Here is a 15,032-nt window from a genome sequence, read left to right as displayed (position 1 = left end):
GCCCTTAAAATTAGGGCTTTTTTGGTAGTATTCATAAACTAAAATTAGTTTCTTGGTCTTTTCTTTTTGTCAGCTTTAGGACCAACTCTAGACATTGCACATCTGAATCCGATGTAGTCAGTAGCTATATCTTGAGGGAAATATCTTCTTTGAGCCGGATCTAACCAATAAGCTCTGTCTCTCCAAGAACCTCCTTTGTAAACTCTTACATCGTCATTAACTAAAGTGGTTCTTTTGTTTGACTTGTCATATTTTTTAACCATGTTTCCTAAACTGTCTGTAGAAACATTGTGTTTAGGCGAATCATACATTCTTTGGTCATCTCTTAACTTACCTTTTTCATCACCTTCTTCTGAGTTACCGAATTTAAAATATCTGGTAGATTGTTTATCTCCATCACGGTAGTTTCTGTTATCAGATTTGTCGAAGTTTTGTCTTAAATAAGTTTCATTTTCATCAACCGGTACTTGAGCGATTTGTCCTGGGAAATTTCTTGAAACAATTTTACCGTTAGATAACGTGTCAAATTTTTGAGTTTCTTGAGTAACTAATTCTACTTTACCGTCTTCACCAATTTTATTTTTCATGTAAACGTTACCTCTGTAATAGTTGAAGTCATTAGCCTCATCATCTACAATTGGTCTGTAAACATCGGCAACCCATTCCGCAACATTTCCTGCCATATCATACAATCCGAAATCGTTCGGCGGATAAGACTTAACTTTATTAGTGATATCAGCACCATCATCAGACCAACCTGCGATTCCACCGTAATCTCCTTTTCCTTGTTTAAAGTTAGCCAATTGATCTCCTCTTACTTGTCTTTTTCCGGAACGAGTGTAAGTACCAGACCAAGGATATTTCTTTTGCCCTTTGTAAGCGTTATATTCTCTTTGACCTACGTCAGCAGCAGCAGCATATTCCCACTCTGCTTCTGTTGGAAGTCTGTACTCTGGCAAAATTATACCTGAAGTTCTTTGCGCATATACATTCTTAGGACTGTTACCGGCTGTGTTAGTAGCACCGGCTGCAGGAGCCGCTCCTCCTTTGGGAGCTTTACCGGCTTTTTGGCCTTTTTGTAATACAATATTACTATCACCACCCATAGCTGTCGAAGGTGAAGCTAAATAAGCCTCTGTACTAAACACTTTGTCAGCAGCAACGTCAGTTACTTTAGCATCTTTTTTCAAGAAACGTTGTTCTTCTAATATTTTCTCATTTACGCGATCTGTTCTCCAAATGGCAAACTCTGTAGCTTGAATCCAATTTACGCCAACTACAGGATATTCAGCATAAGCCGGATGTCTTAAATAGTTATTGGTCATTGTTTCATTATAACCTAAACGGTTTCTCCAAACCAAAGTATCCGGAGATGCACCTTCGTAAATGTTTTTGTAATTTTCTTGATCCGGCGGGAATACTCTTTTCAACCAATCTAGGTATTCCATATACATCATATTGGTTACCTCAGTCTCATCCATGTAGAAAGACATAACGTGTTGCTGATTTGGAGTATTGTTCCAATCGTGCATCACATCATCCTGAACTTTACCCATGGTAAATGTTCCTCCTTCGACCAAAACTAAACCGGGACCTGTAGCTTGCTTTTTGAATTTAGAAGCATACTGAAAACCTCCTTTTTTATCGTTGATTTTCCATCCGGTAGCTTTTGAACCGCCTTTTGAATCGGATTTTTTACTACAACTAGTAAAACCAATCATTATCACTAATGACAGTAATAATTTTACAGCAATAATTTTGTTTACTTTCATACTTTTAGTAGGTAAATTTTAGTGCCGCAATATAAGAATTAACCTTTACATTGCAACATCTTTTTAAAATTAATACTAAATCCAAACTCTCTTTTGGATTTTATATAGAACGCAAAAATAATAGTTTTATTGTATTTTGTCCCAAAAAAAAATTTTTTTTACTTTTTAATACTATTTTGTTGAAATTTGCGTTTATTGTTTACTATGAAAAAGATCTCTACTGTTTTATTGCTATTTGTTACCATCATAGGTTTTTCACAAGTGCAAGGGAACATCACTTTGAATTGGACTGAAAAAAAAGGGTTCTCTCATGGTGATTCTTCCTTCAATATCCCTCAATTCAATCCCGAAAATTACCAATTTGACAGCTATACAAAAACTGTTAGTTTTCTACTAACACTAAATCTTATAGGGGTTTTCGACGAAAACAGTATTCAAATCCGAAACTTGGTTTATGAAACTATATCCGAAAACCAACTCGGAGATTTAGACCCGAAAAACATTCCTACTGCTTTTAATTATAAATTCAAAACCAATATTGCGCGAGACAAATTTTATGGGCAACTAGTGGTTTCTCCTATAATCAAGGACGGGAACGACTTTAAAAAATTAGTTTCTTTCAGTTACAACATTCAACAAAATCAAAACAACCGTAATAACAATACAGCCAACAATGTAAATGCCATTCAAAATTCTGTATTAAGTTCAGGAAATTGGTATCGCTTTTATGTAGAAAAATCAGGCGTCTATAAAATCACCAAAAATTTCCTACGCAGTTTAGGTTTGGATACTACTGTAGACCCAAGAAAAATAAAAATTTACGGCAGTGGTGGTAAAATGCTCCCTTTATTAAACGCAACAGCCTACCCGATTGATTTAGAAGAAAACGCTATCCAATTTATTGGTGAAACCGACGGTGTCTTTGACAGTCAGGATTATATCCTTTTTTACGCAGAAGGCTTTGACAATTGGAACGATGACTATAAAACCAATTTAAACATCTATGCTGAAAAAGCTTATTATTACGTAACCGCTACCGGTAGCGATAACGGCAAAAGAATCGTTGATTTAGTCCAGCCTTCAGGAAGCGCTGATACCATTATTACAACTTTTGATGATTACCAGTTTCATGAAACCGAAAAAACCAATTTTGCCCGATTGGGCCGAATTTGGTTCGGCGAAGATTTCAATACTGATAACGAACAAGAATTCGATTTTACCTTTCCAAATTTAGTAACCGCTACACCTATAAGAATATCCGTGCATGCCGGTTCTGCCGCTTTTACACCAACCTCTTTTAAAGTTGAAGCCAACTCTCAACTGGTAGGCAACATTAATATGTCTGCACTCAGCCCTACTGGAAGCACCAAAATTTTAGTTGGTATTTCAACCAACGATGTCAATGTATCCTCTGAAAATGTAACTGTAAAAATCACTTACGACAATGGAGGCGTACCCGGCTCAAGAGGTTATTTAGACTTCATCAACATCAAAGCCAAAAGAAACTTACAGGGCTACGGAAAACAATTCCGATTTCAATATGACCAAGCCAACTCGTTATCAGGAATTGGTGAATTCCAACTCTCAAATGCTTCCGGTATTAGTCAGGTTTGGGATATTACGGATATTTATAATGTCACCAAAGTTGAAAACACTACCCAAAACTCCTTTTCTTTCAAATCAAACCTCGGTGAAATCAGAAAGTATATTGCAATTGACAGCAACGATTTTTTTAGCCCTTCAAAAGAATCCAAATCAAAAGTCGACAATCAAAACCTAAAAGGGACCATATTTAATAATGCTCAAGGCCAATTCCAAGACATCGATTATTTAATCGTAACCCCAAAAGATCTTAACGCACAAGCAGAAAAGTTGGCCAATTTCCACAGAAACTATTCTGGTTTAAATGTGAAAGTGGTCAATTTAGAAAACATATACCACGAATTCTCTTCAGGCAAACAAGACATAAGTGCTATCAGAAATTTTGTGAAATATGTATATGACAATGGTTCCTCTAATGACAGCAGAGTAAAATACCTGAATCTTTTCGGCGATGGCTCTTTTGATTTTAAAGACCGCATTCCAAACAACACCAATATTGTTCCTACTTATCAAGGGTTAAATGGTTTTACCGAATCAGAGGCTTCGTTTACCTCCGATGACTTTTTTGGCATGATGTCACCCGATGAAGGCCGATTAGATTTTGGGTTTCTTCCTTTAAACGGAACCATGACTGTTGGTTACGATTTTGGCGGTATCGACATAGCCGTCGGAAGAATGATTGTAAGCTCTGTACAACAAGCAGAAGAAATGGTCAATAAAGTAATCGAATACCATGACATTAAATCCTACGGAAGTTGGAGAAATATTTATGTAGCTATTGGTGATGACCCTAACGCCGATCAACCCAGCGACCGTCAATTACAATTCTATCAAAACAGACTGGCGGATCGTATTGCACTCGAAAAACCATTTATCAATACCAAAAAAATCCTTTTGGATTCTTATGTCCAAGAAACTTCCGCAGGCGGTAAACGCTATCCTAAAGCCAGAGAAGATATTTTTGCCTCCTTTGAAAAAGGAGCGTTGGTCTTCAATTATCTGGGACATGGTGGCGAAGACGGCCTTTCTGAAGAACGCATTTGGGAAAAATCAGACGGACAAAATTTAGCCAATCGCTATAAATATCCTTTGTTCATTACCATTACTTGTGAATTTTCAAGATTTGACAATCCGTATCGACCAACAGCCGGTGAGTACACTTTTTGGAATCCGAGAGGTGGCGCTATTTCTATGATTACTACAGTAAGATCTATAGGACAATCAACCGCGCAGTACTTTAATGATGTTTTGGCTCAATACTTATTTGCCTATGGCAGCAACCAATACACTTCCATAGCAGAAGCCTTGCGTTTGGCCAAAAACACGGGCCCTAATTCGGCTACAAATATTGTGTTTTATTTAGGTGATCCGGCGCTGATGCTGGCCATTCCAAAACCAAAAATCGTGCTAACAAAGGTCAATGATATGCCTATAACCGGACCGATAGACGATTTCAAGTCGTTGTCTTACATGAAATTGTCCGGTGAAGTTTTAGACCAAAACAATAACCTCTTATCAACTTATAACGGAGAATTATCGGTTAATATTTTTGACAAAACCATTACCGTAAATACACTCAGAAATGATGGCTCTGATGCTATGGTTTCTTTAAACGGACCATTAGCCACCACCATGCCGTTTACCGCTTTAGGCGAAACCATCTTCAGAGGGAATGCTTCTATCAACAACGGTCAGTTTGAGTTTGGCTTCGTGGTACCAAGAGACATCCGAATTCCTCTTGACTACGGAAGAATTAGTTTTTACAGCAAACGCAATCAAATACTATTAGACAAAACAGGATACAATACCGACATCAAAATTGGCGGAATCAACCCCAATGCCGAAGTTGATAATATCGGACCAACTGTTAAATTGTATATGAATGATGAAACTTTTGTCAATGGCGGAATCACCAACGCCTCTCCTTTTCTATTGGCCATCTTAGAAGATGCAAATGGTATTAATACAGCCAGCGGTATTGGTCACGACATAGTAGGAATTCTGGATGGAGATGAAAGCAATCCGTACATCATGAATGACTATTATGAAACCGAATTAGACGATTACACCAAAGGAAGAGTTTATTTTCCTTATCGAAATTTAGCCCCCGGTTTACATACTATTACTTTCAAAGCTTGGGACGTTTACAACAATCCTATCACAGCCGAAATTCAGTTTATTGTAATTGGTGATGAAAACGTAGCCATAAACAATGTTTTGAATTACCCTAATCCTTTTGTCAACTACACTGAATTTTGGTTTTCACACAACAGACCTTTCGAACCTTTAGAAGTACAAGTACAAGTAATGACCATTACCGGTAAAATTGTTTGGTCTAAAAACCAAACCGTAACTACTGATGGTTTCCTTTGCCGAGACATCACTTGGGACGGGAAAGATGACTTCGGCGATCGTATCGGTAAAGGCGTTTACGTTTATAAACTGACCGTAAAATCCACTTTATCGAATAAAAAAGCAGAAAAAATAGAAAAACTTGTAATCCTTTAGGAAAATACTATATTTGTTAACTTTTATTAAAATGAAGATGAAAAAAATTGCAATCCTTTTTATATTATTTACCACCATACCCACTATAAAAGCCCAGCAAGATAGTCGTGTTATTACAACAGGAGTTCCCTTTTTATTAGTAGCCGCTGATGCCCGTGCCGCCGGTATGGCAGACCAAGGTGTCGCTACTTCTGCTGACGCTTTTTCCCAACAATGGAATCCGGCGAAATATGCTTTTTCTTTAGATAAACAAGGTTTCACTGCAAGTTATACTCCTTATTTAACCGATTTAGTAAATGACATCTCATTAGGTCAAGCCACTTATTATAACAGAATCAACGAGAGAAGTGCTTTTGCCGCCAGCTTACGTTATTTTGGTTTGGGAGAAATTGAATTCAGAAGAGAAGCAGATGACCCGGCGCAAATTGTAAAACCAAACGAACTAGCGCTTGACGGATCTTACTCTTTAAAATTAAGCGAAAGATTTGCCATGGCCGTAGCCGGACGATACATACGTTCCCAACTAAGATTCCCAACAGAATCAGGAGGCGATGCCAAGCCGGCCAGTTCTTTTGCTTTTGATATTGCCGGTTTTTACCAAGGAGAAGAAACCGCTTTAGCCGACTTTAATGGGCGTTTGAGATTGGGATTCAACTTTCAAAACTTAGGCCCGAAAATCAATTACGACGCCGGTCAAGATGATGAAAGCAGTGCTAACTTCCTCCCTGCTAACATGAGATTAGGTGGTGGTTATGACTTCATTTTTGACGAATACAATAAAGTATCGGTTAATATTGAATTAGCCAAACTTTTGGTGCCAACCCCACAAAGTGCCGATTTAGATGGTGACGGATTGGTTACCACTCCGGAAGAATTAGCCTTGAGAGATGCAAACAATGCTGCCTACAACAAAGTCAACTGGGTTTCTGGTATTTTCAAATCGTTCAATGATGCTCCGGGCGGATTCAGCGAAGAGTTAAAAGAATTCACTTATTCTGTTGGAGCCGAATATTTATACCAAGATTCCTTTGCCATGCGATTGGGTTATTTCAATGAAAGCCCGGAAAAAGGAGCCAGAAAATTTTTCTCTCTGGGTGCCGGATTTAAATACAATGTAGTCAAAGTAGATGTGTCCTATTTATTCTCCGCATCCAAAGTAAAAAACCCATTGGAAAACACGTTGCGTTTTTCCCTAACGTTTAACTTTGGTGATAAATACGAAGAATATTAGCAGATAGTTAATCATAAATAAAACATCCAAATTTCTCCTCTGAAGTTTGGATTTTTTTTCCGCAAAAATGAAATAAAATTATTCCTCTGAATGAAGCAAATCAACATCAACACCTCGTTCGCCGTCTACGAATCGGTCGAAGAACTTCCGCTGGAAGTACAATCCTTAATGCATCAAGCGGTCGACATCAGAAAAAAAGCCTACGCTCCTTACTCGAAATTCAGAGTTGGTGCCGCATTGCTGTTAGACAATGGTAAGATTGTTTTAGGTTCCAATCAGGAAAACGCAGCTTATCCATCCGGACTTTGTGCCGAAAGGGTGGCGATTTTTCAGAGCGGTGCTATTTATCCTGAGGCCAAGATTGTAAAATTAGCGGTTACAGCAGCTTCTGATACCAACGAAACCAAGTCACCAATTCCTCCTTGTGGTGCTTGTAGACAGTCCATTTCTGAATACGAATTCAAACAGAACACTCCAATAGAAATCTATTTTATGGGAGAAAGCGGTGAGGTTTACAAATCGGATTCCATCAAAAATTTATTGCCTTTAAGCTTCGATAAAAACTTCTTATAAAAAGGTAAAAATTACTGCTTTTAAATTTCACTTCTTAAGTGGAATGTTTTACTTTTGCGTTTCGCAAATTTGTGTGTGAGTGAACTATTTTGCGTTGAATAATATTTTAGAACTTAATAACGCTTTAGCAAAAAGTAAAAAATGAAAGAAGTAACCAGAGAAGTTTATTTAAAATGGTATGAAGACATGCTGTTTTGGAGAAAGTTTGAAGACAAACTTGCCGCACTTTATATTCAACAAAAAGTTAGAGGATTTCTTCACTTATATAATGGTCAGGAAGCCGTTTTAGCAGGTGCTTTGCACGTGATGAACTTGGGCGGAAAAGACAAAATGATTACAGCCTATCGTAATCACGTTCAACCTATCGGAATGGGTGTTGACCCAAGAAAAGTAATGGCTGAACTTTTAGGAAAAGTAACAGGAACATCCAAAGGAATGGGTGGATCGATGCACATCTTCTCCAAAGAACATGGATTTTATGGTGGTCATGGTATCGTAGGAGCTCAAATTCCTGTGGGTGCCGGTATGGCTTTCGCCGATAAATATTTCGAAACCGGTGGGGTTACCCTAACCTATTTTGGGGATGGTGCTGCACGTCAAGGTTCGTTACACGAAGCTTTTAACATGGCCATGTTATGGAAATTACCGGTAGTATTCATTTGTGAAAACAATGGTTATGCGATGGGAACTTCTGTAGAAAGAACCGCAAACCACACCGACATTTGGAAACTTGGTTTAGGTTACGAAATGCCATGCGGACCGGTGGATGGAATGAATCCTGTAAAAGTAGCCGAAGCCATGCACGAAGCCATGGAAAGAGCACGTCGCGGAGACGGACCAACCTTCTTGGAAATGAAAACTTACCGTTACAGAGGTCACTCTATGTCGGATGCGCAACTATACCGCTCAAAAGAAGAAGTGGAAGAATACAAAAAAATTGACCCAATTACCCAAGTATTGGATGTCATTAAAGAGAAAAAGTACGCTACAGATGCTGAAATTGAAGTGATAGACGAAAGAGTGAAAGATTTAGTAGAAGAATGTGCAACATTCGCCGAAGAATCTCCTTTTCCGGAAGCACAACAATTGTATGACGTGGTTTACGAACAAGAAAATTATCCTTTCATCCCTCACAGACTATAATTATGGCAACAAAAATCACTATGCCGCGTTTAAGCGACACGATGACCGAAGGAACCGTAGCCACTTGGTTGAAAAAAGTTGGGGACAAAGTTTCTGAAGGCGATATTTTAGCTGAAATCGAAACCGATAAAGCCACCATGGAGTTTGAGTCGTTCAATGCCGGGACTTTATTATACATCGGAATCAAAGAAGGTGAAACCGCCGCAGTAGATTCCCTTTTAGCCATCATTGGTAAAGAAGGCGAAGACATTTCCGGGTTAATTTCGGGAGGCAATTCAGCTCCAGCAACTGCTGAAGTAAAAGCTGAAGCTCCTGCTCAAGCTGAAACCCAACAGTTAACCGACAACAGTCAACCGACAACCCTACCAAAAGGAGTTGTAGTAGTCACCATGCCGCGTTTGAGCGACACGATGACAGAAGGAACTGTAGCGACTTGGTTGAAAAAAGTAGGTGACGAAGTGAAAGAAGGAGACATTTTAGCCGAAATCGAAACCGATAAAGCTACTATGGAATTCGAATCTTTCAACGCCGGTACTTTATTATTCATTGGAATTAATGAAGGACAATCGGCACCGGTAGACAGCGTATTAGCTATCATCGGTCCTGCAGGAACAGACATTAACGGCATAGCCGAAAATTATAAAAAAGGTGGCGCTGCTCCAGCGGCGGCTCCGGCAGCAACAGAACAAGTAGCAACAACTGCACCGGTTGCCGAAACCACTCAAACAGCGGATGGTGGAAGAATTTTTGCTTCGCCATTAGCCAAGCAAATTGCTAAAGACAAAGGAATCAACTTGTCTCAAGTAAAAGGTTCAGGTGAAAACGGCCGTATCACCAAAAGTGATGTAGAGAATTTTACGCCTTCAGCGGCTGCACAAACCGCTCCGGCTGTTGCACCAAGCACTCCACAAGCTGCTCCTGCTCCTACAGTAAAACCATTTGTCCCGGCCGGCGAAAAATTCAGCGAAGAAATCAAAAACTCGCAAATGCGTAAAACCATAGCGCGTCGCTTGGCAGAATCTAAATTCACAGCTCCTCACTACTACCTAACCATAGAAGTAGCGATGGACGAAGCGATGAAATCTCGCGCTGTTATCAATACCGTTCCGGATACGAAAGTATCGTTTAATGATATGGTAGTAAAAGCTTGTGCTATGGCGCTTAAAAAGCATCCACAAGTGAATTCACAATGGAGAGAAGATGCGATGATTATCAACCACCATGTTAATATTGGTGTTGCTGTTGCCGTTGAAGACGGTCTGGTAGTGCCGGTATTGAATTTTACCGACCAAATGAGCCTGACTCAAATTGGCGCCAGCGTAAGAGATTTAGCCGGTAAAGCCAAAAACAAAAAACTAACTCCGGCCGAAATGGACGGCAGTACGTTTACGGTTTCTAATTTGGGTATGTTCGGCATCCAATCTTTCACTTCTATTATCAACCAACCGAATTCTGCCATCCTATCAGTAGGAGCGATAGAAGAAAAACCGGTAGTAAGAAACGGTCAGATAGTAGTTGGAAATACAATGACACTAACATTAGCTTGCGACCACAGAACTGTTGACGGTGCAACAGGAGCACAATTCTTGCAAACACTGAGAATCTTCTTGGAGAATCCGGTTACTATGTTGGCGTAAACCAATTGAATTTCAATTATCTTTTATAAAAAAATCCCATTCAGCTGAATGGGTTTTTTGTTGCTATATCTATCTAATTCTTAACAATCTTTTTTACTATAATTTCTTTTTTATCTGTAAGTAGTTTTACAAGATATATTCCTGCAGGATAACTGTAAAGATCGATTGAATTGGCATTTTCCCAGCTATTAAGTTCTTTCCCTTCTATTGAATAAAGAGTTAATCTTTCCAAAAGCATAGTATCTTCTAATTCAAAATAGACAACTCCTTTTGTGGGATTTGGATATGCTTCTATCAAACTAGAATAGTCAGGTTGGTTAATCTCTAAAACGCTGCATGGAGCTTGCACACTGGTAATATTATTTAATGTAATATCCGTTTTTACAACCGTTCGAACATTGTTCCCTTGAGAATATTCTAAATTCCCTAAAAATATAACTTGACCATTGATAACATAAGCTCCTAGACCAACACTTGAAAAATCTACAATTTGATTGTAATTATCAAAAATAGTATTGTCGTTGATTTTTGTTCCATTCAAATCATTTATTCTCATAATTCCCCATGCAGCAGGATCCCAGTGATCAGAAGCATAATAACCCGTCGCAAATATGTCATTGTTGCATCCAAAATCAAATGATAATATTGCTTCATTTGTACCGTTATCACTATTAGGTGTTCCAATCGTAGACATGTTAAGTATTGTGGTCGGACTGGTATGATTCCATGCTAATACCCCGTTCGAAATGTTTATCTTTTTTATCTCAAAAGATGTTGTAACTGAGCCAACATACCAATGCCTAAAACTAAGGTATAAATAATTATCTTTAAACTTATGGTCAGAAACAAAAGCCTCATTAGACACATTATTACTCTTCCAAAAAACATTACCATTATTGGAATTTATTTTATAAACATCCATATCATCTTCTTCACTCAACGCATAAAGATTGTCTGCACTATCCAAAAATAAATAAGCAATAGTAGGGAGTAAACCTTCTGAAGGAAGTCCGCTCATATAAGTTTTTCTCCAGAGTGTTGTATTGAAATCGATACCGTTAATTTTTTTTATGTAAGGATAGGCATTTGATTCATGATAAACAAAAATAAGATTCCCTTTTGAATCCTTACAGTAACTATGGGAATCCGTAGATACGGTATCTTCAAAAATCACTGTTCCGGAATAAGTTGGAGCGGTTTTACTTATCAAATTTATTTTGCGACCGATATTGCTGCCACCGGAAGAATATTTAGGTTCAACCAAAATAACATTGTTGGCATCATAGTCAATGAACTCATACTCAACATAAGTTTGGACACCATCAAAAGAAGAAGACCTCCAAACCAAGCCACCATTGCTTTTGTTTATTTTCCATAATTGAAAGCGTGATGGACTCCATTGCCCAACCGGATCATAGGCCGTTACTAATGCCAATATAAAATAAAAATCTCCGGTAGCATCGTAAATCTTATATGGTACTGTTGCATCAATTGAAAGAGCCGCATTGTTATATTGTTGACTCCATAACGTTTCCCCATTGCCGTCTATTTTTGTAGCAACCATGTTTCCCCAATTATTAAACTGACTTTGTGTATGGGAAAGTATTACAATTTCGCTTTCAGATTTTACAGCATCAACCATAATATCACAAGTTTGTCCATAGGAATAGAATCCCAATACCAATAGTATATATCTAAGTGATTTCATGATTAATTGAGTGTTATTGATTTAGTATAAGAACAGCCTAAAGCGTTGGTAACAGTCACCGAGTAAACACCCGGTTGGCTTATATTTATCTTATTGGAAGTTCCACCCGTTGACCATAGTATACTGTTCTCCGTTAAAGCTATTGTCAATGACTTATAAGCCCCGCAATTGTCTTTCTCAACAACAATTGGAAAATCTCCCAAGGCTGCATAATTCGACAAGAATTTTGTGTTATTACTAAAGTTATTATCTAATAGATTGTTTGGATTGCTCACAATGAAAGATATTTTTTCATATAGGTTATTAGGTATTAAAGTTAGATTAGCAAAAGGAACCTGAACAACTTGACCGGGATTTATGATTGTAGTATACGAATTTAATACACTAGGGTAAATGCTGAATTTAGCTTGAATATCAAAACTGTTAACAACAGTCGAACCGTTATTTTTAATACTTAAAAGTATTGCTGTATTGGCACAGTCAACCAACGATGGCGAATCAATGCTAACCAATTCTATATCTCTAAAGCTACTTAAGTCCATATTAAATTCATCAGCTCCTATATCAGGTATGACATTTCTGATTTCATTGTCTATATCAGTTCCAACATCCGAAAGAGATGTTCCACTTCCACTCAATATAATAGCATTTGGAGTGTGTAAATCGGTATCGCTCGCGTAAACCATATCAGAAATTTTACTATTAACTTCTTTGCCAGTTGCACTTTGCCAGTTTAACAAACTATAAAAGTCTGGGTTTCTGTAAATAGGTGTATCGTTATTACTGCTAAAAGCATTATAGTCCGAAACCACTAGGGCTTGGTTAAACGTTTGTGTAAAATCCATAGCCTTTAATCCTGTTGAATAGAACACGTTGTTTTTTACTATAAAAGCTGTAGTATAATAATTAGGTTCAATATAGATGCAATTGTAGCTTGACTTAAAATTATTATTCAAAACTTTACAGCTCCTGAAGTCAGTAATTCTCAAATTTTGAGACTTAGAATTGACAAAATTATTGCGCAGAATTAGATTAGAGATGATACTGCTTGATGGATTCATCGCCTTAAGTGACAAAGCCGAATAAGTGGTATTTTGTACTGAATTATAACTATTATTGATTATATTTCTTTCTATCAATGCATTGCCGGTAATACCCGTTGTAAGGATACTGCTCTTTATAGTTGCGCTGGAAAAAGTATTGTTACTGATAGTAAAATTATTTAACGAATTCAGTTCAATGGTTTCTACATTATCACCATTAAAAATATTATCAGAAATTGTGAGATTATTTTCAGTTGCTGAGAAACTATTTTTTAAGATGCAGCAGCCTACCATTCCATTAAAAACATTGTTAGTAATAGTTAAATCAGAACCGCTAACAACAATAAAGGATAATGCTTCTTTACTATTTACATTATTATACATGGTTTCAGTAACAGTCATGTAATTATGAGTGAAAACACAATTAGTTATTGCACAATTATCGCCTGAAATTTTAAACGCATTTGCATTTGAAGGATTAGTAGACTGATAAACATCAAATGTTAATTTATTAAAAATCAACGAATTTGAATTTAGCCTCATCATACACCCTGTGAGTGTCACACTATTTGGATTTAAATCTTCTGATTGAAAAGTGATACTGTTAACTGAATTGGCCCCGGGAACTGTACCAAACAAAAGATTATATACATTATAAGTTCCGGGTTTTATCTGAAAAACTACTGGACCAGAAACCCCGCTTGTAGTTAAAGCGGTAACTGCAAGTTGTACCGTTGCATAATCACTCCCGCTGGCTCCAATAGTATAAGTACCATTCAGTTGTCCAAAAATAAAAGGCGAAAAGCTCAACAATACTAGGGTAAAAAATTTTTTCATAAAAATGATTTGAACCTCAAATATATACAAAATACTTGTAAGATAAAATACACTTCAAAACTTTCTCAAGATTCATCTATTTAGTAAGCCTTGCTTTTTTAAACAAGCTCAACCCTTGCTAAACAACAGTTTTTCAATCCTTTAACAAATATTTAATACTATGCGCGCATATAATGGCAAACTGTTTGTAAGACCTTTTGTGTGAAATAATTCACAACCAATCTTTAAACTTTTTATTATGAGCACATTTTCAGAAATCGGACACGCAAAAAACATTGCCAACTTCCAAGACCTAATTGCTTTCGTAGAAGGCTACGGGTCAACGTACAACCCCTCAAAAGACGCATTAAAACTACCACAATTAAATACCTTAGTTACCCTCTCCCAAACACACCTTGCAGAGGTAATCACAAAAAACACTGCCTTCAACAATGCAGTAAATGACAGAATAATTGAGTTCGCAAACCTAAAAGGGCTCTCAACCAGAGTTATAAACGCTCTTGAAACTACAGACGCCACCAAAGAAAAAATTAACAACGCAAAAACATTCAATCGCAAACTCCAAGGTAAAAGAGCTTCGCAACCAACAACACCGGCAGACCCTAATGCTCCGGCACCCAATACCATCAGCGCAAGCCAACAATCCTATGACCAACAAATCCAACATCTAGGTGGTTTAATCTCAGTATTGCAAACCGAAGCAAGCTACACCCCAAACGAAACAGACCTTACCATTGCTAGTCTAACAGCTAAGCAAGCTAGTCTAAACGTAAAAAACAATGCCGTCTCTGTAGCCTATGCGGGTGTCAGCAACTCAAGAATAACCCGCAATAACACACTCTACAGCGAAGAATCAGGCCTAGTAGAAATAGCCTCCGAAGTAAAGAAATACATAAAATCCATCTTCGGAGCCACCAGCCAAGAATACGCACAAGTAAAAGGAATACAATTCAAAAAAATAAGAGTATAGCAAACCCA

General features: G+C 37.6%; 9 protein-coding genes. 6 read left to right on the top strand and 3 right to left on the bottom strand.

Annotated features, from left to right (window positions below):
• Window positions 1-44 precede the first annotated feature (44 nt).
• Window positions 45-1,772: a gliding motility lipoprotein GldJ gene (gene gldJ / locus P7V56_RS04950; RefSeq protein WP_171223393.1), complete on the bottom strand. Its 1,728-nt coding sequence runs from the start codon at window positions 1,770-1,772 to the stop codon at window positions 45-47.
• A gap of 204 nt (window positions 1,773-1,976) precedes the next feature.
• Here gldJ and porU point away from each other — a divergent pair, with 204 nt between their 5' ends.
• The 5 genes from porU to P7V56_RS04925 all read left to right on the top strand — a co-directional run bounded on the left by porU (window position 1,977) and on the right by P7V56_RS04925 (window position 10,466).
• Window positions 1,977-5,882: a type IX secretion system sortase PorU gene (gene porU / locus P7V56_RS04945; protein ID WP_171223394.1), complete on the top strand. Its 3,906-nt coding sequence runs from the start codon at window positions 1,977-1,979 to the stop codon at window positions 5,880-5,882.
• 37 nt (window positions 5,883-5,919) lie between these two features.
• Window positions 5,920-7,113 carry a type IX secretion system outer membrane channel protein PorV gene (gene porV, locus P7V56_RS04940; RefSeq protein WP_171223395.1) on the top strand — a complete coding sequence of 398 codons (1,194 nt, stop codon included), beginning with the start codon at window positions 5,920-5,922 and terminating at the stop codon, window positions 7,111-7,113.
• A 90-nt stretch (window positions 7,114-7,203) separates the two neighbouring features.
• Window positions 7,204-7,686 carry a cytidine deaminase gene (cdd, locus tag P7V56_RS04935; protein ID WP_171223396.1) on the top strand — a complete coding sequence of 161 codons (483 nt, stop codon included), beginning with the start codon at window positions 7,204-7,206 and terminating at the stop codon, window positions 7,684-7,686.
• A 141-nt stretch (window positions 7,687-7,827) separates the two neighbouring features.
• Window positions 7,828-8,829 carry a pyruvate dehydrogenase (acetyl-transferring) E1 component subunit alpha gene (gene pdhA, locus P7V56_RS04930; RefSeq protein ID WP_171223397.1) on the top strand — a complete coding sequence of 334 codons (1,002 nt, stop codon included), beginning with the start codon at window positions 7,828-7,830 and terminating at the stop codon, window positions 8,827-8,829.
• 2 nt (window positions 8,830-8,831) lie between these two features.
• On the top strand, window positions 8,832-10,466 hold the full coding sequence (locus P7V56_RS04925; RefSeq protein WP_171223398.1) for a dihydrolipoyl dehydrogenase family protein: 1,635 nt from the start codon (window positions 8,832-8,834) through the stop codon (window positions 10,464-10,466).
• Window positions 10,467-10,539: 73 nt separating this feature from the next.
• On the opposite strand, the gene P7V56_RS04920 is transcribed toward P7V56_RS04925, so the two are convergent.
• Entirely contained in the window at window positions 10,540-12,174 is a 1,635-nt protein-coding gene (locus P7V56_RS04920) for a T9SS type A sorting domain-containing protein (protein ID WP_171223399.1), read from the bottom strand.
• A 2-nt stretch (window positions 12,175-12,176) separates the two neighbouring features.
• Window positions 12,177-14,054: a polysaccharide lyase domain-containing protein gene (locus P7V56_RS04915; protein ID WP_171223400.1), complete on the bottom strand. Its 1,878-nt coding sequence runs from the start codon at window positions 14,052-14,054 to the stop codon at window positions 12,177-12,179.
• A 238-nt stretch (window positions 14,055-14,292) separates the two neighbouring features.
• Here P7V56_RS04915 and P7V56_RS04910 point away from each other — a divergent pair, with 238 nt between their 5' ends.
• A complete protein-coding gene (locus P7V56_RS04910; protein ID WP_171223401.1) occupies window positions 14,293-15,024 on the top strand; it encodes a hypothetical protein in 732 nt (243 codons plus the stop codon).
• Window positions 15,025-15,032 lie beyond the last annotated feature (8 nt).

Origin of the sequence: Flavobacterium sp. IMCC34852, from assembly GCF_030643905.1 — a bacterium.
Lineage (GTDB): Bacteria > Bacteroidota > Bacteroidia > Flavobacteriales > Flavobacteriaceae > Flavobacterium > Flavobacterium rivulicola.
This window is presented reverse-complemented; position numbering and strand designations above follow the sequence as displayed.

What these genes read in the sequence shown, in the direction of transcription:
- P7V56_RS04925 (WP_171223398.1), top strand. Translation starts at nt 8,832, where the DNA reads ATGGCAACAAAAATCACTATGCCGCGTTTAAGCGACACGATGACCGAA.
- pdhA (WP_171223397.1), top strand. Translation starts at nt 7,828, where the DNA reads ATGAAAGAAGTAACCAGAGAAGTTTATTTAAAATGGTATGAAGACATG.
- cdd (WP_171223396.1), top strand. Translation starts at nt 7,204, where the DNA reads ATGAAGCAAATCAACATCAACACCTCGTTCGCCGTCTACGAATCGGTC.
- gldJ (WP_171223393.1), bottom strand. Translation starts at nt 1,772, where the DNA reads ATGAAAGTAAACAAAATTATTGCTGTAAAATTATTACTGTCATTAGTG.
- porV (WP_171223395.1), top strand. Translation starts at nt 5,920, where the DNA reads ATGAAAAAAATTGCAATCCTTTTTATATTATTTACCACCATACCCACT.
- P7V56_RS04910 (WP_171223401.1), top strand. Translation starts at nt 14,293, where the DNA reads ATGAGCACATTTTCAGAAATCGGACACGCAAAAAACATTGCCAACTTC.
- porU (WP_171223394.1), top strand. Translation starts at nt 1,977, where the DNA reads ATGAAAAAGATCTCTACTGTTTTATTGCTATTTGTTACCATCATAGGT.
- P7V56_RS04915 (WP_171223400.1), bottom strand. Translation starts at nt 14,054, where the DNA reads ATGAAAAAATTTTTTACCCTAGTATTGTTGAGCTTTTCGCCTTTTATT.
- P7V56_RS04920 (WP_171223399.1), bottom strand. Translation starts at nt 12,174, where the DNA reads ATGAAATCACTTAGATATATACTATTGGTATTGGGATTCTATTCCTAT.